We start from the raw sequence: 17,680 nt of genomic DNA, 5'->3' as shown, positions 1-17,680 counted from the left end.
AGCCGGTACTCCGCGATCCCGGTGCCGTCCTCGACCGGCTGCGACAAGCTCACGAACCGGGCCGCGGCGTCCTGCTCGAGCTGCAGCTGCCCGTCCCGCCCGTACTTGGCCAGCAGCGCGGGCCGCAGTCGGCGACAGGCGCGCGGACCGTCGGCGGCGGCGAGGTCGATGAGGCCACGCAGGACGTGCGGCTCCGCGCCGTCGGCCAGCGCCGGCCGCAGCTTGTCGGCCTCGACCACGACCGCGGCCGCGGACCGCACCGGCAACACCCCCGCCTCCACGGCAGCCCGCACCGGCGCGTTGACGGGTTTTCCGAACGCCGCCGCCAGCTCCACCACCTGCCGCGCCCCACCGGCCCTGGTCGACGGGGCGTGGCACCGCACCCACTGCGTGACCGTCAACGCCGCCGCGCCATCGGAGGTCTCGCCCCGGCCCATCGCCTCCGCGGTCACGCTCACCCGCGCCAGGTCACACGCCGCGCCCAACGCGTCGACCTCCGACAAGAGCCCGGCCAGCCCGTCGGGCCCGCCGCCGGACGGGACCTGCCACAGCACCTCGCTCAGGGCACCCAGCGACTCGCGCGCGGCGCCGAGCCGCTCGCGGTGCTGAGTCAACGTCAGATCCCCCTGCATGACCACAACACTATGAGAGACCACCGACAGCCACCCCGAGTCCGACCGACGGCCAGTTCCTCTGTGCTGCAACGCTTTTCGCCTGCACATGACGGGTTGGAAGACAACCCCCAAGCCCCAACCTGTGGAAGAGGCCAGGCAACGCCGAACCTCCTGTGGACAGACGCCGGGAGCCGCCCCAGGGAAAGAGGCCGGGAGCCGCCCAGGGAAAGAGGCCGGGGCCCACCCAGGGAACGACGAGGGGTACGCCGCGTGGCGACCACGCGGCATACCCCTCGGTCGTCCGGCGGTCACCATCTCAGGTGACCACCGAGAACTCAGGCGACGCGCTTCTTGGGCGCGGTCTCCTTGGTCTTGCCCGGGTCGCGCTCGACGATGTCGCCGAGCACGTCGTCGATCTGCTTCATGACGGCGGGCTCGAGCTTCACGCCCGCGGCCTTGACGTTCTCGTGGACCTGCTCCGGTCGCGAGGCGCCGACGAGGGCGGCGGCGACGTTCGGGTTCTGGAGCACCCACGCGACGGCGAGCTGGGCCATGGTCAGCCCCGCTTCCGAGGCGATCGGCGCCAGGCCCTGGACGCGGGTGAGCACGTCGTCGTTCATGAACCGCTTGATCATGTCGGCGCCCCCCTTCTCGTCCGCAGCCCGCGACCCCTCGGGCGCCGGCTGGCCAGGCTGGTACTTGCCGGAGAGCACGCCCTGCGCGATGGGGCTCCAGACGATCTGGCTGACCCCCAGCTCCTCACACGCCGGGACGACCTCGTCCTCGATGACGCGCCACAGCATGGAGTACTGCGGCTGGCTCGAGATGAGCTGGATGTTCAGCTCACGAGCCAGCGCGACGCCCTCGCGGATCTGGTCGGCCGTCCACTCGCTCACGCCGATGTACAGCGCCTTGCCCTGGCGGACGACGTCGGCGAACGCCGTCATCGTCTCCTCGAGCGGCGTCTCGGTGTCGTAGCGGTGCGCCTGGTAGAGGTCGACGTAGTCGGTCTGGAGTCGCTGCAGCGAGCCGTTGATCGACTCCATGATGTGCTTGCGCGACAGGCCGGTGTCGTTCTTCCCGCCAGGCCCGGTCGGCCAGTAGACCTTGGTGAAGATCTCGAGGCTCTCGCGCCGTTCGCCCTTGAGCGCCTCGCCGAGGACGGTCTCGGCCTTGGTGTTCGCGTAGACGTCGGCGGTGTCGAAGGTGCTGATCCCCGCGTCGAGCGCGGCAGCGACGCACTGTGCCGCGACGTCGTTCTCGACCTGCGAGCCGTGGGTGAGCCAGTTGCCGTAGGTGATCTCGGAGATCTTGAGTCCGCTGTTGCCCAGGTATCGGTAGTCCATGCTTCAACCGTATGCCGCGTCGCCCGGGCGCGCGCTCCGGGCCCCTGCGGGGCGCGAACGGGGCGTGCAGGGCGTGTGGGGTCCCGCGTCCCTGACCTGCAAGGATGGCGCCATGAGCGCGCTGTCCGACCTGCCCACCGCCGTCCGCTACGCCGCGCTCGCCCGGTTGCTCGTCCGGCACGGCCGGTCCGACCTGGTCAGCGGCGTGGGGTTCGACGAGTTCCTCGTCGAGGACCAGCAGCCTGCCGGGGATCTGTCCGCGGCAGAGTCCCTGGCTGACGACCTCGAGGCCATGGGCCCGACCTACGTCAAGCTCGGGCAGCTCCTCTCGACCCGGGTCGACCTGCTGCCGCCCGCCTACACCGAGGCGCTCACGCGGCTGCAGGACAAGGTCGAGCCCTTCCCGTACGAGCAGGTCGAGCAGACCGTGCAGGACGAGCTGGGCGTCTCGATCCGGCACGCCTTCGCGTCCTTCGAGCAGACGCCCATGGCCGCGGCGTCGCTCGGCCAGGTCCACCGGGCGGTGCTGCCCAGCGGCCGTGAGGTCGTGGTCAAGGTGCAGCGGCCCGGCGTGCGTGAGGTGGTGCGCGACGACATGGAGGTCCTGGGGCGCATCGCCGCCTTCGCGGACGACCACACCGACCTCGGTCGTCGCTACGGCTTCGGCCAGCTGCTGACGCACTTCCGTCGATCGCTCGCGGGCGAGCTGGACTACCAGCGGGAGGCGGCCAACCTCGTGCGCCTCGGCGAGCTCACGGCGGACTATCCACGACTCGTGGTCCCCCAACCGGTTCCCGACTACACCAGCGGGCGCGTCCTCACGATGGACCTGGTGCCGGGCCGCAAGGTCACCGACATCGGTCCGCTGGGACTCATGGAGCTCGACGGTGAGCCGCTCGTGCGCGAGCTCTTCGCGGCATACCTGCGGATGATCCTCGTGGACGGCTTCCTGCACGCTGACCCCCATCCCGGCAACGTCCTGCTCACCCCGGACGGCCGGCTCGGGCTCATCGACCTCGGCATGGTGGCGACCGTCCCGCCGCGGGTCCAGGACCAGATCGTGAAGCTGCTGCTCGCGATCAGCGACGCCGACGGCGAGGGAGCCGCGATGGTGCTGGCCTCGATGGGCCAGCAGCTGGAGGGGTATGACGCGGGTCGGTTCCGCGACGAGGCTGCGGCCCTGGTGGCACGGGTGGTGTCGCTGGGCCAGCAGGTGCAGGCCGGTGCCGTCCTCGTGGAGCTGAGTCGCCTGTCGGGCGTTCACGGGCTGCGCCCGCCGCCGGAGATGACCATGGTGGGCAAGGCGCTGCTCAACCTCGACCAGGTCACCAAGCACCTCGATCCCACCTTCGTGCCGGCCGACGCGATCCGCGAGAACGTCGCGGACATCATGGGCAGTGGGCTGTCCGTGTCGGCCTCGGGACTGATGGCGGCGGCGATCGACGCCAAGGAGTTCACGGCGAACTTCCCCCGGCGGGCGAACGCCATCATGGACAACCTCGCGGGCGGCAACTTCTCGCTGCGGGTCGACGCGCTCGACGAGGCGCGCTTCCTGCACGTGCTCCAGCGGCTCGCGAACCGGCTCACGATGGGGATCGTCATGGCGGCCCTCGTGGTGGGGGCGGCGCTCATGATGCAGGTGCCCACCGACAACCGCATCCTGGGCTACCCCGCCATCGCCATGGTGTTCTTCCTGCTGGCAGCGTTGGGCGGAGCCGCCCTGGTGATCTCGATCGTGCGGTCGGACAGCCGGATCGCGCGGCGCGAGGACACCGACCGCGACCCCAGGCCGTGACTGCGCACTGACCTCGGTGCGCCGGTCGGCCGGCGCACCGAGGTCCTCCGGGTGGTCAGGCGACGGAGGTGCTCAGGACGACGTCCGCGCCCTCACTGCGACGAACTCCGCGCACGACCAGCCGACCGCCGAAGACCAGCGCCCACACCAGGTAGACGGGGATGGTGAAGTAGAACGGCAGCAGGATCCCGCAGAGACCCGCGATGGCCGAGAACACGGCCAGCCACCGCGGCAGGGCCGCCCGTGCCGCCAACAGGATTGCCAGGACACCCGTGAAGAAGCCCGGCCCGCACAGCGCCAGCAGGTTGCCGATCTCGCTGATCGTGTAGACGACGGGGTGGGGCACGCCCTGCCGGACCGGGTCGCCTCCCTCCGCCAGGGCCGTGACGAGACCGCCGCCGACGAAGGCGCCGACCACGCTGATCGCCGCGCCCGCCACCGACAGACCCCAGGCCGTCTCCCCCACGACACCTCCCAGCCGCCGCAGCCCGTGGCCGAACGCGAGGAGCCCGAGCGCCGCGAGCGCACCGAGGTACCAGAAGCCGAGCGACGTCGCGTAGTGGCTGGGGTCGACGTAACCCGCGACGATATCGGCCTCGTAGTCGCCCCCCGGACCACCTGCCCCGGCGAAGCCGACCGTGGTGCCGATCGCATAGACCAGGAGCCCGATGCCGGCGCTGCGTGGAATGGTGTTCATGGTTCCTCCCCGTGGTGGTGTCGACCCGTCGTGGTGTCGACCTCCACGACGCTAGGAACCCGCTCCGGCGGCGTCGTCCTGCGCGGGAACGAAATCGCGGTGCCCGACATGAGGATTCGCGCATCCTCCGCAAGGAGGACGTGCGGCCGTCCGGACGGGCGTACCTTCGGTTCGTGACGCGCAGGAACTGGGCGTTCGACATCACCGTCGCCGTGGTGGTCGGAGTCCTCGGTCAGCTGGAGGCGTGGTGGGGGTTCGCCTCGACCCACCGCCAGGGACCGCTGTGGGCCCAAGCAATCCTGTATGCCGTGACGGCAGTCCTGCTCGCGGGTCGCCGCGTGAGTCCCCTTGCGTGCCAGGGGGCGATCCTCGTTGCGAGCACCGCCGAGTTCGCAGTGGTCGGGGCGCCTGAGGGAAACGGCGTGATGTTGCCGATGCTGGTCGCCACGTACACCGTCGGCCGGCGGCTGCCGTCCCGGGTCGCGTGGTGGGGACTCGTGCTGGCCGCGGCGTTCTGGCTGTCGTGGTCGACCCTCGACCCGACGGGCGTGCACGCCACCCTCAAGGAGCGTCTGCTCACCCTCATCTGGCTGGCTCCGTCGGTCATCGCCTGGCTGGTCGGCGCCTTGGTCCGCCTCACGCTCCTCAACACCGAGCAGCGGCGGGTGAACCGGCAGCAGCGGGCGTCCCAGGCGGTGGCCGAGGAACGCAACCGCATTGCCCGCGAGCTGCACGACGTCATCGGGCACAGCGTCAGCGTCATGACCGTCCAGGCCTCGGCGGTGCGCCGCCGCCTGACGTCGGAGCAGGCGGCGGAGCGGGAGGCGCTGGAGACCGTCGAGGCCGTGGGGCGGGAGGCGCTGTCCGAGATGCGCCGGATGGTGGGCGTGCTGCGCCAGTCCGGCGAAGAGGTGCAGCTGGAGCCGCCACCCGGGCTCGACCAGCTGGACCGGCTGGCGGAGAAGTTCCGCACCGCCGGGCTGCCGGTCGACCTCCAGGTGACCGGTGCAGTCCAGGCCCTCGCACCGGGTCTGGACCTCACGGCATACCGGCTCGTGCAGGAAGGGCTGACGAACACGCTCCGCCACGCACGCAACGCGCGCAGCGCGGCAGTGGCCATCGACTACGGCGTCGAAGAGATCCAGCTGGCGGTGCGGGACGACGGGCAGCCGCCGGTGAGTGGGGCCCACTCCCCCGAGCCGGGCAGCGGCCTGCTCGGGATGCGCGAACGCGTTGCGGTGTATGGCGGTTCGCTGGTCGCGCGGGTCAGGCCCGAGGGCGGCTTCGAGCTCGTGGCGACGCTGCCGCTGGAGCCGGCGTGAGCTCGGCGGCGTCGAACCCGTCGGGGCAGCCGTCGTCGACGATCGGGGTGCTGATCGTCGACGACCAGGCACTGGTGCGGGCCGGCTTCAGGATGATCCTCGAGTTCGAGCCTGACCTCCGCGTCGTCGGCGAGGCTTCCGATGGTGAGGAAGCCGTGGCCCAGGTGGCGGCGCTCCAGCCGGATGTGGTGCTCATGGACGTGCGTATGCCGGGCATGGACGGCATCGCCGCGACGCGGCGGCTCCTCGCCGAGGGTCCGCGGGAGACCCGCGTGGTCATGCTCACGACGTTCGACATGGACGGGTACGTCTACGAGGCGTTGCGGGCGGGGGCCAGCGGGTTCCTGCTGAAGGACGTCCAGCCGGAGCTGCTCGTGGCGGGGATCCGGGCGGTGCACGCCGGCGAGTCCCTGCTCGCGCCGACGGTGACGCGGCGCATGATCGAGTCGTACCTCGCGCGGCCGCGGGTCGTGGACGGAGAGGCGCAGCAGCGGCTGGCCTCGCTGACCCCACGAGAGCTCGAGACGCTGGCGCTGCTCGCCCGTGGCCTGACCAACGCCGAGCTGGCCGAGGAGCTGTTCGTCTCCGAGACCACGGTGAAGACGCACGTCGGCCGCGTGCTCATGAAGCTGGGCCTGCGCGACCGCGTGCAGGCGGTCATCTATGCCTACGAGACCGGGCTGGTCAACGGGTCGGGGTGATCGCCCGTCAGTGGGGCTGCGGATGGAGGGCGTGCCGGCCGTGGTTGCGCTGGTGCACCCAGTCCACGACCGCTGAGACGAGCGACGCCACGAACAGGGCGACGAAGCCCGCACCCATCACCCAGGTCAGCGGACGGTCGGTGAGGAACTCCTGCCGGGCCCGGAACACCGCCCCGGCGATGAGCACGAACATGACGAGCTGGACCCGGCGCATCAGCCGTACCGACTCCCAGCGGCCATCGAGCAGCACCACGAGCCCGGCCGCGCCGAGGCAGAAGGTCGCCCCCACGACCTTGGCGGTCAGCGGCGTGAGCGCCCACGGCCAGACGCCGATCGCGCGCTCCGGCGCGAGGAAGAGCCAGGCCCCCGTCAGGACTGCCAGCGCGCCCGTCCCCGCCGCGACCACCCGAGCCACGTGCCCGAGGCGGGGTTCGTCGGGAGCCGGACGCGCGGCATACCGCTGGTTGGCCAGCCAGGCCGCCACGACCAGGAGCGGCGCTGAGAAGTAGAGCCCGGCCCAGAGCCAGAAGGCGGGGTTGCCGTGCGAGAACTTGTCCCAGTGCTCGATGGTGGCGACGCCCAGCAGCGCGGCGAACAGCGCGACCGAGACGAAGCCGGCGCGCACGGCGGCCCAGCGCTGCTCGACGAGGAGGACGCGGAGGAAGAAGTAGCAGCCGCCGAGGTAGGCGGACGCGAGCAGCATCGACGTTAGGTGCGACTGGATCGGCCACGCCCAGAGGCGACCCGTCTCGCCGGGGAGGACGTAGAGGAGGACGAAGCCCGCGATGAGGAACGGCGCGATGAACGCCGAGAGTCCGCGCGTGGTGGGCAGGACCCGGTCGTCGCGGTCCCTGGCCCGGCTCATGCCGGCACCCTCTGCACGGCGTCCAGCAGGGCGGCGTAGGAGGCGACCAACGCGCGCCTCTCGGCGGCGAGCCGCGGGTCGGCGAGGTCGCACCCCCCGGCCACCCAGGCGTCGGACAGGTCCATCGCCTCGGCCCGCCACCGGGCCGCCTCCTGCATCGTCTCGGGAGGGGCCGAGTAGACGTAGGAGTAGAGGTCGACGAGGGAGCGTTCGAGGTCTGGCCTGGTTGCAGGGTCTGGCTGCGCGGCGTCGCCGCGTTGGTGGGCTCGGTGGAGGCGCCACCACTCCACCTCCAGCTCGGCGGCGCGCGTGGGGTCGAAAGTCAGGTCGGAGTGCGCGCGGACGAGCTCGTAGAACCGGCGCATGGAGGTGCGCGCGGCGTCAGGGTCGTTGTCGGGCACGGGAGCCCACGCCTGGTTGGCCCGCAGCACGTGCCACGCGCCGACGAGCGTCAACCGCGGTCCGAGGCCGAAGCCCTGGTCGATCATGCCGACGAAGGCCCGCAGCGCCCTCCCCCACTCATGGCGGTAGTAGCTCGCCCACGCCTGGGTCTCAAGACGCCCCAGGGCGACAGGGTCGAAGTCGCGTGGACTGTGGTGACTCATGCGTCGACGTGCCACTGCGCACCCGCTTCCCGGCGCTGGCCTCGGGGCTGGCAACCGCCGGCCTCGGGCGCGGGCCTTGTCCGCTGGCCTGGGGCACTGGCAAGCGCCAGCGCTCGTCGCTGGCAACCGCCAGCGACGAGATCGATACTAGAGCGCGAAGGCCCACGCAGTCAGGGGGTTCGGATGCCCACTCGCGACATCGCCGATGTGGTTGCTGCCATGGATGCCCGGCTCGTGGCCCTCCCTCCCGAGCGGTCGGCGCAGCGGCTGTTCCTCTCGACGTACAGGCGGACGACGTTGGCTGTCGGGGCGGCCATCGAGGATGCCCAGTTCGAGGACCCGGAGTGGGTCGAGGAGTGGGACGTGGTGTTCGCCGACCTGTACCTCTCGGCTCTGGATCTGGACCTCGCTGGGAGTCCCTTGGTGCCGCGGCCCTGGCAGCTGGCCTTCTCTGCGCCCCCTTCGTTGCCTGCGTTGCGGCACGTGCTGCTCGGGATCAACGCGCACATCAACTACGACCTGCCGCAGGCGTTGCTGGCGGTGATCCCCTCCTCGTCGTTCTCGGATCCTCTGTTGCTGGCGCGGCGTGCGCGTGACCACGAACGGATCGACGGCGTGCTGTCCGGTCGGGTCGCCGCAGAGGATGACGAGCTGGGGTCGGCGTCCGCTCGCTCCCTGGTCGACCGGGTGCTGCAACCGCTGAACCGCCTGTCCTCCAAGCGATTCCTGCGCGAAGCCCGCCAGAAGGTGTGGCACAACACGGTGGAGCTGCAGCACGCGCGGGTCCAGGGTTCAGATGCGTATGCCGCCCGCTTGGCAGAGCTCGAAGTGCTGAGTGCCGCACGGATTGCGGACCTGCTGGCGCCGGGTCAGGTGTTGCTGCGGTTGGCCGTGGCCGGGTTCGGGGTCACGCTGCCACCGGCCCGTTGACAGGCGATTTCGGGAAATTGCCTGCTGATTCCGTGGCACACGCGCGCTCCACGCTCGAGATTGACCTCGCCACTATCGTCAGTTCATGGCGCCCGATCCGGTACTGGTCGAGTTCAACAAGGCAATGCACGGCATCTACCAGGATGCCAAGCAACAGACCGGCTACAACGCGACGGTCTTCCTACGCATGCTCATGGATCGCGGTCCGTTGGATACCGCCCGTTGGCTGATCCACACTCCACGACCATCGGACGGGTTCACGGCCTTGTGGGAGAGACACCGCCTTGACCTGACCGTTGAAGCGCACGTCGTCCAGGACCGGTTTCGCACCCTCTTCACCGACGAGGAGCGCTTGATCTGCGCGCGACGGCTCGAGGACTACGGGTACACGCCAACCACCTAGCGCCTGCTGGGGCCGGCAATCGGACCCCGTGGGTGGTAGTCCCCGTCGAGCCAACGGACGAACGTCTCACTCCGGCCGACGTACGTCTGGATCGAAGACTCGCGCAGACCAGCCGCTCGCAACTCGAACTCAAATCGCTTGAGCTCCCTGCGAAGCTCATCGACGGACCATCGCTCCGCTTCCATGTGCAAAAGGATGAAACCGAGCGGCCCTTGTAGGGCCCAGCATCGGCGTGAATAGTCACCTACCGAGGCGCAGCGAGCCCCGCGGTCAGCCAGCGTCCTCGTCGAAGGTGATCGTGATGCTCGTGAAGCCGAGCGAGCCGAACACGCCACGGAGCATCGAGCTCGTGTTCTCCTTGGCCCGGTCGACCAGCTGGTCCTCACCGTTGGCGGCGGCGGTCATCTGGTCGACCGCCTTCAGTTGGGCCCGGCGCTCGACATCCGAACCCTTGAACCGGTTGACGATGCCCTGGTCGTGCTCGACGACGTAGCTCGTCGCCAAGTCGAGCTGAGGCTTGTCGATGGTCGGCGCAGGCAGCCTGACCGTCACCGACGTGCGGTCCTTGGAGACCTTGACGCTCCCCTCGTCGAGCTGGCCGAAGTCGACGACCGCGTCCACGTCGCCCTTGCCGACGTAGAGCACGCGTTCGCCCTTGAGCCAGTCGGGCAGGCGACTCGCCTCACCCTCGAGGTCGACCACGGTCTCGTAGTACGCGCTCGCCGCGTGGTATTCGCTGAGGTTGGTCAGGGAGTGCAGCACCGATGGGCCGGTGCGGTCGACGCTCCTCTCGCCAAACGGGTTCGAGGGACGCCAGCCGGCGATCATGCCCACCACGCCGACCAGCAGCGCCACGATGACGACCGCCCCGACCACCGACAGAACCAGCCCGACGTTGGGCAGCAGCCGGGACACGACGCGATCTCGCAGCTTCGACGTGGACAAGTGGCTCATGTTGGGCACCATTCCACACCTAGTCGGTAGCGCCCGCTTCCCACTCACGGAACGCGTCGAGCTCACCGCGCACCGTCTTGATGACCCACCCGACGACGGCAGCGTCGTCGAGCAGGCCGACCCCGACGATCGCGTCCGGGATGAGGTCCACGGGTGACACGACGTAGATGAGTCCGGCCACGACGATTACCAAGGAGTCCGCCGGGATGGCACGGTAGTTGCCGCGGGCGTACGCCACGACGAGCCTGATCAGCGCCCGGAAGTCCTCCAACACGTCCGCGAACGGTCCCGACCTCATCGCCGCGGAACGCCCAGCCTTGTCTGCGATGTCGCGTAGCTTCTGGGGGTCGCTCGCGATCGCCTGAGCCCGCTCGGTCGCACGGCGGAAGAACTTGGACTCGACGGCACCCACGGCGGCACCCGCGGCGGCACCCGCGGCCTTCGTGGTGAATGCGGCCCGCTTGGTCGCCTTCTTGGCGACCAAGGCCGTCTTGGCCGGCGCTGCCTGCGCAATGGCGCTCTTCTTGGCCGGCGCGGCCGTCTTCGTCGCGCCGGCCTTCTTGGCCGGTGTCGCCTTCGTAGCCGGTGACGCCTTCGTAGCCGGTGACGCCTTCTTGGCAGATGCGGCCTTCTTGGCAGATGCGGCCTTTTTCGTGGGCTGGGTCATCAGCTCCCCCTTCTCGTCACGCGGACGGTATCGGTTTCAGCGTCCGGATCTTCGGATTTGCCGCTTTTTCCTTGACCCTGTCACCTCCAATGGCGCTCGTGCCGTCCGTCTGGCCCGGCAGTGCAACACAGGCGCCCGGGCCGGGCCCGCAATTCGACTGCCCCTCAGACGACAAGTGCGCTGGCGTCAACCCCCCGCGGCATCGGCAAAGCGGCAGAGCGCGTTGACGGCGCGAAGCTGCTCAGGGGTGTGGACCGGCGAGTCGAGCAGGGCAGGGCTGGCGACCACGATGCTCATGGCCTTGGCCCGGGAGACTGCGACGTTGAGGCGGTGCAGGTCGAAGAGGAAGTCGACCCCACGGGGAGCGTCGGCGGCACTGGAGCTTGCCATCGAGTAGATGGCGACGGCCGCCCCGCGCCCTTGGATCTTGTCGACCGTGCCGACCAGGACGTCGTCAGGCAGCGCCAGCCGGAGCCTGGCCACCTGGGCATTGAAGGGCGCCACGACGAGGATGTCGCCCGGAGTCAGCACTTGGTTGGCCCCGTCGGTGTTGGTCCAGGTGCGCGTGAGCAGGTCCTTGACGAGGTCAGCCACAAGGGCCGCCTCCTCGTCGCTCTCGGCTTGGCACCCCTCGTGCGCGACGGGGATCCAGCGCAGGCCTGCGCCCGAGAGGACGCCCTCCCCTGACACGAGCTGCTGCTCGCGTCCGGGCGCGGACCTCAGTCGGTCCTCGTAGGCGAGCTCGGAGACGAAGGAGGTGACCGCGGGGTGCATCCGCCACGTCGTGCCGAGGAAGATTCCGCGGTCGGCCGGCACGGTGTCGTGCGGGCCGATGAGGTGTTCGAGCGCCGAGATGCCGGCACCGTACGGGTGCGTTGCCTGAGTGGGCTGCGTCAGCTGTTGCGGGTCCCCGAGCAGAACGAGGGACGTGGCAGCAGGTGCAGTAGCCACCGCATTTGCAAGCGAGAACTGGCCGGCCTCGTCGATCACCAGCACGTCGACCGAGGCGCGCATCTCCGGCCTCGCCCAGAGCCACGCAGTCCCACCGACCAGGTTTGCACCGTTGCCAAGGGCGGCGGTGACCATGTCGTTGGTCGTCACCTGCGTCACGAATCCGTGGGGGTCTGCTGCTAGCTCGCCGCTGATCTTCTGCACGCTGGGGCGCCCGACCTCGTCGAGCACGTGCCTGATCACCGAGTGCGAAAGAGCGGTGACGCCCACCCGCTTCCCACAGTCCAGGAGGGCGCGGATGAGGTGGGCCGCGGCATACGTCTTGCCCGTGCCGGGCGGCCCCTGCACAGCGAGCACCTCACCATCCAGGGCGAGGCCGACGCGCACGACCGCATCCGCCGGAGTCTCGCCCGGTCTGACCGCGAGCACGCCGGCGGCTGGGACCTCGCCCGCCACCAAGCGCGCGGCCATGCCGTCCTCACCAGAGAGCACTGACCGGCCGGTCCGCGCGATGGAATCGCGGAGCGGGTCGTCATTGAGCGGACCGGGCGGGCCGAAGCCACGCGGGACGACAGGATCCCTGTTGGCGCCGATCTTCAGGTCGATCCACCCCTCGGCCCCGTCGTATCCCACGACGGTGCCCACCGCCGCATGGGTGTCGACGTCGTGGATGGACTGGCCCACGGGCATCGTGCAGTCCTGGGTCGGGAACGGATACCGCCACACCTTGGAGCGAGCGACGTCACCCACGTGGGTGGGCACGCCGACGCCTCCGATCGCGGTGGCGTCCTCGATCAGCTCGGCGGTGTCGAGCTCGGCGTAGCGGAAGAACTCCCACCACGCGGGCCGTGCCTCACGCCGATGCCAGCCGACCAGCCCTGCGAGCAGCTCGTCGCCGGTGTCGACCAGCTGCGACGACAGCACGGCCTCGGCGCGCTCGACCTCGGTGACCTCCTTGGGCTCCGGAGGCTGCGGTCGCGTGAGCGCATGACCTTGGCCGGCCAGCTCCGTCCGCAGGCCCTCGAGCCATGCGTGCAGGTCGTGGGTCGAACGCACGTCGTCGCGGTTGTACGCCTCGATCCGGTCGAGGATCGACTGGTCGGGCTCGACCAACCAGCGTTCGTACTCGATGACCGAGTCCATCGCACTGCCGACCGCCTCGCCGCTCCCGGCGCTGCGGGTGTGACCCCAGTAGAAGTCCTCGAGCTTCTTGATCGAGTACGAGGGCTTGCTCACCTGCACGCCCTGCCGCACCACCGCATACAGGTCAACGAGTCGCTCGGCGCGCAACAGCTGGTCGAGCTCGGCCTCACGCGTGCCGTAGTGGCCGGTGAGCCGGGCCAGGGCGGTCCGCTCGTAGGCGGCGTAGTGGTAGACGTGCATCTGCGAGTCGGCGTCCCAGCGTCGCATCAGCTCGTCGACGAGGTCCTCGACGAGCAGTTGCTCCGCGGCTGCGTCGTGGGCCCACCACGAGGTGAACGTCCCTGTGCGGTCCCAGAGCCCGGCGAGGTACTCGCGCCCCTGCCCGTCGTCGGCCCAGGGGTCACCCTCGAAGTCGAGGTAGACGTCGCCGTGGCTGGGCTCCGGAAGCCGTTGCAGCCCGCGTCCGGACTCGGGCGCAAGCAGCTCATATGACGGGTGGCTGGTTTCTCGCTCCTGGATCTGCAGTCGGGCCTGCCGGTGGAGGCGGTCCGCGCTCTGGCTGCCCACGGCAGCCACCACGGCCTCCCGCCCAGAGGCAGCCAGGCCGGCCATCGTGTCGATACCGTTGGCACGCAATGCCTGCCGGTGACCATTGCGGATCCCAGCAACCTGGACGAGGTCGTCCGCGGCCAGCCACTCCCCCTCGCACCGCGCCTGCCATCGGCACTGACCGCACTGCGCGTTCCGCGTCGGCTCCGAGGGGTTCCTGCGCGCGATGGCCTCCAGCAGGTCAGCGCGGCGCCGCCGCGCGTAGGGCGCCACATCGACGAGACGCCACGGATGCTGGACCTTGTCGCCTGTCACGACAACCAGGTATGCCGGTGGCACGCCCTGGAGCTGCGCCAGCCGTTCGGCATAGGTCGCCATCTGGAGCAGGGCGGGGACCTTGAGCCGGCGCGCCAGCTTGGTGTCAGCAATGTCGTAGGAGTGCGCGCCGAGGTCGCTGGCTCGATCACGCTTGAGGAGGAAGTCGGCGTAGCCGATCCACGCTCCGTCGTAGAGCGTGGCTTGGTAGACCACGTCAGCACCATCGCGCATCGCCTGGAGCGTCGCCGCCTCGGCCTCGGCCTTGGCCCCGTGGTCGGTCGCGATCTCGACGACGTGCAGCCCCTCACCCTTGAGGGTGGCAAGGTAGTCCTGCTCATGCGCTATGCCCTTGGCGAAGATGAGGTTCAGCGCGTCGTCAGGCGGGATGGCGCCCAGCTCGACGGCCGATTGGTCCAGGGCGGCGAGGTCGAGCGTCGTGATGTGGGCGCAGGCGACGTGCTTGGTCAGGTCTGTTGCGCTCAGTACGAGCTGGTCCCCCACGCGTTGCATGTCGCGATGATGCCACCCGGGACCGACAACGGCGCCTCGACGTGCGAGGCAGGCGGCTCAGCCATGGTGCGGCCTCAGGGGTCCGTCAGCTGCTGCTCGGGTTGATGCCCAGCTGTTTCGCGACAGCGTCCCCGCCCATCTCGTTGATGACCTCGGGGTTGCCCACGACCACGAGCAGGTCGGTCGCCCGCGACATCCCGACATAGAGCCGTTCGCGCGAGCGATCACTGACCTTGGCCTGATTGACGCAGAGCACCACCGCTCGCCGTTCCAGTCCCTTGCACCCGAGGACGTGGCCGTAGAAGACGTCGTCGTCCTCCCAGAAGCTGCGCCAGTAGTCGCGCTGGTCCGTGTCACCCGCGAGCCTGATCTGCTGCGGGTGCCGACTGCCGGTGGTGATCACGGCGATGTGCTGGGGCAGCCACCCGTCGTCAAGGAGCCTGAGGGCCTCCTCGTCGGCCTTGTCGACGGCCGCCTCCGGGGTCTCGGCCGCGACGAACCGGACCTCAACACCATCGCCGCCGCGAGGCGTCATACGCATCGGCGCAAGCGGACCGAACGCTGCTGCGATCTGCCGGGTGTTGCGAAGGTTGTGGTCCAGCACCAATGGCACCAAGGGAACTGGAGGCTGGCCGAACCTCGAGAAGATCCGCTGGTTCTCGTCGGAGTAGACATAAAGCCCACCGGTCTCCTCGTCACGCAGCGAGCGCATGAGCGGCGTCCACCAGAGGTCCGCGAAGTCCTGCCCCTCGTCGACGATCAGCGAGTCGAAGCGTCGCCCGTCCGGTAGGGCTGCAGCGAGCTCAGCCATCTGCGTCGGGAGCTCCTCCTCCCAGAACGCGGGGTTGTCACGGCTGCCCTCGGGCCCGCCCCACAGTTGACCGAGCTCATGGAAAGTCCCCACGAACGCGGGGCGGTGCTTGCGAGGCGCGGCCGCGACCTGACGCTTGAAGTACTCGGCCAGCCCGATGGAGTAGGAGACCAGCGCCACGCGCTGGGGCCGCCGCTCGGCCGACCCGCGGGTGAGCTCCTTGGCCTGGGTCAGGGCGAGGACGGTCTTGCCACTCCCTGCACCACCTCGAACCTCGATACGGTTCAGGAGCCGCGTCACCTTGAGCAGGGTCGCCTGTTCAGCGGTGAGCCGGTCGGCCTCGCGTTCACGGTTCTCGGCGACCGAGTCCGGGTCGAACACCGGCAAGTGGCGACCTCGCAAGATCTCGACGATGAGCTCGACGTCGTCCTCATTCGGTCGTCGCTGACCGCCCTCCTGGCGGCCTGCCACGTCCCTGACCCGCTCCCCCAGGTGGTCCTGGTCGTCACGGCCGTGGACCGCCCACCGCGGACAGTCCGGCATCGCGAAGTCGTCGTGGATCTCCGAGTACGGCACGACGACCGTGTGGCCCCAACGGATGCGAGTACGTGAGCTCTGCTTCCACCTGGGGTCGGACTCGACGTACTTGCGCAGCGCGTAGAGGTTGCTTCGTGCCTGGTCCACCGGGTCGATCTGGCGCGTCACGGCGCCGCGAGCCTGGTGCCATCCGTCGGCGTCGACCCAGACGCTGCCGCCCTTGACCTCGACGACCACGACGCCGAAATCAGGCATCAGCAGGACGAGGTCGAGCTCGTGGTCCTTGCGCTCGTCGGTCAGCCGCACGTTGGCCAGGACCACGTCGTCCGGCCCCAGCTGTCGCACGAGCCGCTCCCATACCTCGCGCTCCGACTCCGTCGTGAACTTCGGCTCCATAGGGACGGCTGTCGCTGCCATCACTCCCCCTTGTCGACCCCGGCGTCGTGGCGATGCTGCCACAGCCGTCCAGCGACGTTGCACTTATCCGGCCGGCGGAACGCGCGCCGCGCGCCCGCCACCGCCGCTGAGGCGAGGTATGCCGCGTGGTGACACGCGGCATACCCCGCCTGTCTGGTGGTCGGTCAGCCGACCTTGACCTCGACGCCGCCCGAGAACATCGAGTCGTGCAGGTCGAGTTTGGTGATCTTGGCACCCTTGGGGATGTCGAAGTAGACCCTGCCCTTGACCGAGTTGCCGGGGTTGATCTCCTCCCAGAGAACCTGGGACGAGTCGTCGTAGATGGACGCCGAGCTGTCGGCCGAGAGCTTGCGTCCCCTAGCGTCGAAGGCGTACTGGTTGTCGGCGAACATCGACTGCGGCTCGTCACCGATGTTGGTGACGGACATCGTGACGGCGCAGAACTGTCCCTGCGCCTTCTTCTGCAGGTACTCGTTCGTGCCGACCTTGGCGATCCCACACTTGACCGAGCGGATGACGAACTCGAACTTGCCGTCGCGGACCTTGGTGCCGATGCCGGCAACCTTCGGCGCCACGGGCTTGGGCGCCGCCGACTTGGGCGCGGCGGCCACCGGCTTCGCGGCAGCCGTCTTGGACGGTGCTGGAGCCGCGCCCTGCGTCACCATGGGGGCGCTCGAGGACGTCGGCTTCGCGTCAGCCGCCACCGGGGTCGTGCCGTCTCCGCCGCCGCCGTTGAGCGCGCCGGCGACGATGAACAGCGCGACGATCCCGGCCGGGATCAGGACGCGCTTCTTGGCGTACCAGGCCCGCTTGGGCTTGGGCGCGACGTGCACCGGGGCAGCTGCCTCCGGCGCTCCCGGAGCGAAGTGCTCCGTCCACTGCTGGCCGTCCCAGTACCGCTGACGGCCGTCAGGCTGGGGATGCCAGCCTGCGGGTGTCGTACTCATTGGTGCTCTCCTCCTGTTGATGCGGACAGCAAGCGAGAGAAGGCATCACAAGTAGAGCCCGCGTGGGCTCCGTGAGCTGGTCGACCCCATTGCGCCAAGAGCGGCGCAACCCCCTCGTTCCTGCTGAGAACAACGCTAGAACCCAGCACTGACAACGGGATTCGCGACAGGGCTCCTTCGGGCTCTGCTGGGCCCCTCGGGGCATCAGCCGAACGGATGATCTTTGAGCACGACGTCGTGGCGTCTGCCCGCTGGTGTGAGTCGGCTCAGGAACGGCGCCTCCGCGCGGGCGCGGTGCGTTGGCTCAGGCCGGCAGGAAAGGGTGCAAGCCGTTCTCGCGACGCCCGGCGAGGAGGCGTCGGCCGAACCAGACAACTGTCCAGCACCACCAGCGGTCGATGTCCCGGGTCGCCAGGTCCGCGCGCCACTCCCAGTAGCCGCACAGCTGCGTCAGCTCGGGCTCGGTGAGCTCAAGGCACATATCCACGAACCACCCCATGTGTCCCTCAAGCGGGTCGACATAGGGCGGCCCCTCGTAGGTCACCCAAGTCGTCCCCGCATCGATCCGGTCCACGTCACCCATGAAGCGATGGTGCGC

The 17,680-nt window shown here is 69.6% G+C and carries 15 protein-coding genes and 1 pseudogene; 5 read left to right on the top strand and 11 right to left on the bottom strand.

What is annotated here, in order from left to right; translation table 11 throughout:
- Both AC1DV7_RS10570 and AC1DV7_RS10565 read right to left on the bottom strand, forming a co-directional pair.
- A pseudogene (locus AC1DV7_RS10570) lies at positions 1-632 on the bottom strand (hypothetical protein); the annotation flags it as partial.
- Between the two features lie 317 nt (positions 633-949).
- Complete coding sequence (locus AC1DV7_RS10565; protein WP_477597079.1) at positions 950-1,960, bottom strand: aldo/keto reductase family protein; 1,011 nt, start codon at positions 1,958-1,960, stop codon at positions 950-952.
- Between the two features lie 112 nt (positions 1,961-2,072).
- Here AC1DV7_RS10565 and AC1DV7_RS10560 point away from each other — a divergent pair, with 112 nt between their 5' ends.
- On the top strand, positions 2,073-3,755 hold the full coding sequence (locus tag AC1DV7_RS10560) for an ABC1 kinase family protein (protein ID WP_477597078.1): 1,683 nt from the start codon (positions 2,073-2,075) through the stop codon (positions 3,753-3,755).
- A 55-nt stretch (positions 3,756-3,810) separates the two neighbouring features.
- Here the strand turns inward: AC1DV7_RS10560 and AC1DV7_RS10555 are convergent, their stop codons facing one another.
- Entirely contained in the window at positions 3,811-4,452 is a 642-nt protein-coding gene (locus tag AC1DV7_RS10555) for a hypothetical protein (RefSeq protein ID WP_477597077.1), read from the bottom strand.
- A 173-nt stretch (positions 4,453-4,625) separates the two neighbouring features.
- Between AC1DV7_RS10555 and AC1DV7_RS10550 the strand changes: the two genes are divergently transcribed.
- Both AC1DV7_RS10550 and AC1DV7_RS10545 read left to right on the top strand, forming a co-directional pair.
- Complete coding sequence (locus AC1DV7_RS10550; protein ID WP_477597076.1) at positions 4,626-5,774, top strand: sensor histidine kinase; 1,149 nt, start codon at positions 4,626-4,628, stop codon at positions 5,772-5,774.
- On the top strand, positions 5,771-6,475 hold the full coding sequence (locus AC1DV7_RS10545) for a response regulator (RefSeq protein ID WP_477597075.1): 705 nt from the start codon (positions 5,771-5,773) through the stop codon (positions 6,473-6,475). Before AC1DV7_RS10550 ends, AC1DV7_RS10545 begins: the two co-directional genes overlap by 4 nt.
- 7 nt (positions 6,476-6,482) lie before the next feature.
- Here AC1DV7_RS10545 and AC1DV7_RS10540 read toward each other — a convergent pair whose 3' ends face one another.
- A complete protein-coding gene (locus AC1DV7_RS10540) occupies positions 6,483-7,340 on the bottom strand; it encodes a hypothetical protein (RefSeq protein ID WP_477597074.1) in 858 nt (285 codons plus the stop codon).
- Complete coding sequence (locus AC1DV7_RS10535; RefSeq protein ID WP_477597073.1) at positions 7,337-7,945, bottom strand: hypothetical protein; 609 nt, start codon at positions 7,943-7,945, stop codon at positions 7,337-7,339. Before AC1DV7_RS10535 ends, AC1DV7_RS10540 begins: the two co-directional genes overlap by 4 nt.
- A 183-nt stretch (positions 7,946-8,128) precedes the next feature.
- Here AC1DV7_RS10535 and AC1DV7_RS10530 point away from each other — a divergent pair, with 183 nt between their 5' ends.
- Positions 8,129-8,875 carry a DUF5995 family protein gene (locus AC1DV7_RS10530; RefSeq protein ID WP_477597072.1) on the top strand — a complete coding sequence of 249 codons (747 nt, stop codon included), beginning with the start codon at positions 8,129-8,131 and terminating at the stop codon, positions 8,873-8,875.
- An 85-nt stretch (positions 8,876-8,960) separates the two neighbouring features.
- A complete protein-coding gene (locus AC1DV7_RS10525) occupies positions 8,961-9,278 on the top strand; it encodes a hypothetical protein (RefSeq protein ID WP_477597071.1) in 318 nt (105 codons plus the stop codon).
- Positions 9,279-9,548: 270 nt separating this feature from the next.
- Here the strand turns inward: AC1DV7_RS10525 and AC1DV7_RS10520 are convergent, their stop codons facing one another.
- From AC1DV7_RS10520 to AC1DV7_RS10495, 6 genes are all read right to left on the bottom strand, one after another.
- The gene (locus AC1DV7_RS10520; RefSeq protein ID WP_477597070.1) at positions 9,549-10,232 is read right to left on the bottom strand and encodes a DUF4230 domain-containing protein; all 684 of its coding nucleotides are present in this window, start codon (positions 10,230-10,232) and stop codon (positions 9,549-9,551) included.
- 19 nt (positions 10,233-10,251) lie between these two features.
- Positions 10,252-10,899 (bottom strand): YkvA family protein, encoded by a 648-nt coding sequence (locus AC1DV7_RS10515; RefSeq protein ID WP_477597069.1) that lies wholly within the window; start codon positions 10,897-10,899, stop codon positions 10,252-10,254.
- A gap of 186 nt (positions 10,900-11,085) precedes the next feature.
- Positions 11,086-14,370 (bottom strand): TM0106 family RecB-like putative nuclease, encoded by a 3,285-nt coding sequence (locus tag AC1DV7_RS10510; RefSeq protein WP_477597068.1) that lies wholly within the window; start codon positions 14,368-14,370, stop codon positions 11,086-11,088.
- 85 nt (positions 14,371-14,455) lie between these two features.
- Entirely contained in the window at positions 14,456-16,135 is a 1,680-nt protein-coding gene (locus AC1DV7_RS10505) for an NERD domain-containing protein (RefSeq protein ID WP_477597067.1), read from the bottom strand.
- Between the two features lie 164 nt (positions 16,136-16,299).
- On the bottom strand, positions 16,300-17,082 hold the full coding sequence (locus tag AC1DV7_RS10500; protein WP_477597066.1) for a DUF4352 domain-containing protein: 783 nt from the start codon (positions 17,080-17,082) through the stop codon (positions 16,300-16,302).
- A gap of 304 nt (positions 17,083-17,386) precedes the next feature.
- Positions 17,387-17,665, bottom strand: coding sequence for a hypothetical protein (locus tag AC1DV7_RS10495; protein WP_477597065.1), 279 nt, complete (start codon positions 17,663-17,665; stop codon positions 17,387-17,389).
- Positions 17,666-17,680: the final 15 nt, after the last annotated feature.

The organism is Pedococcus sp. P2_E4, from assembly GCF_056403935.1.
The sequence above is the reverse complement of the archived record's forward strand: the minus strand, read 5'-3'. Positions and strand labels throughout refer to the sequence as shown.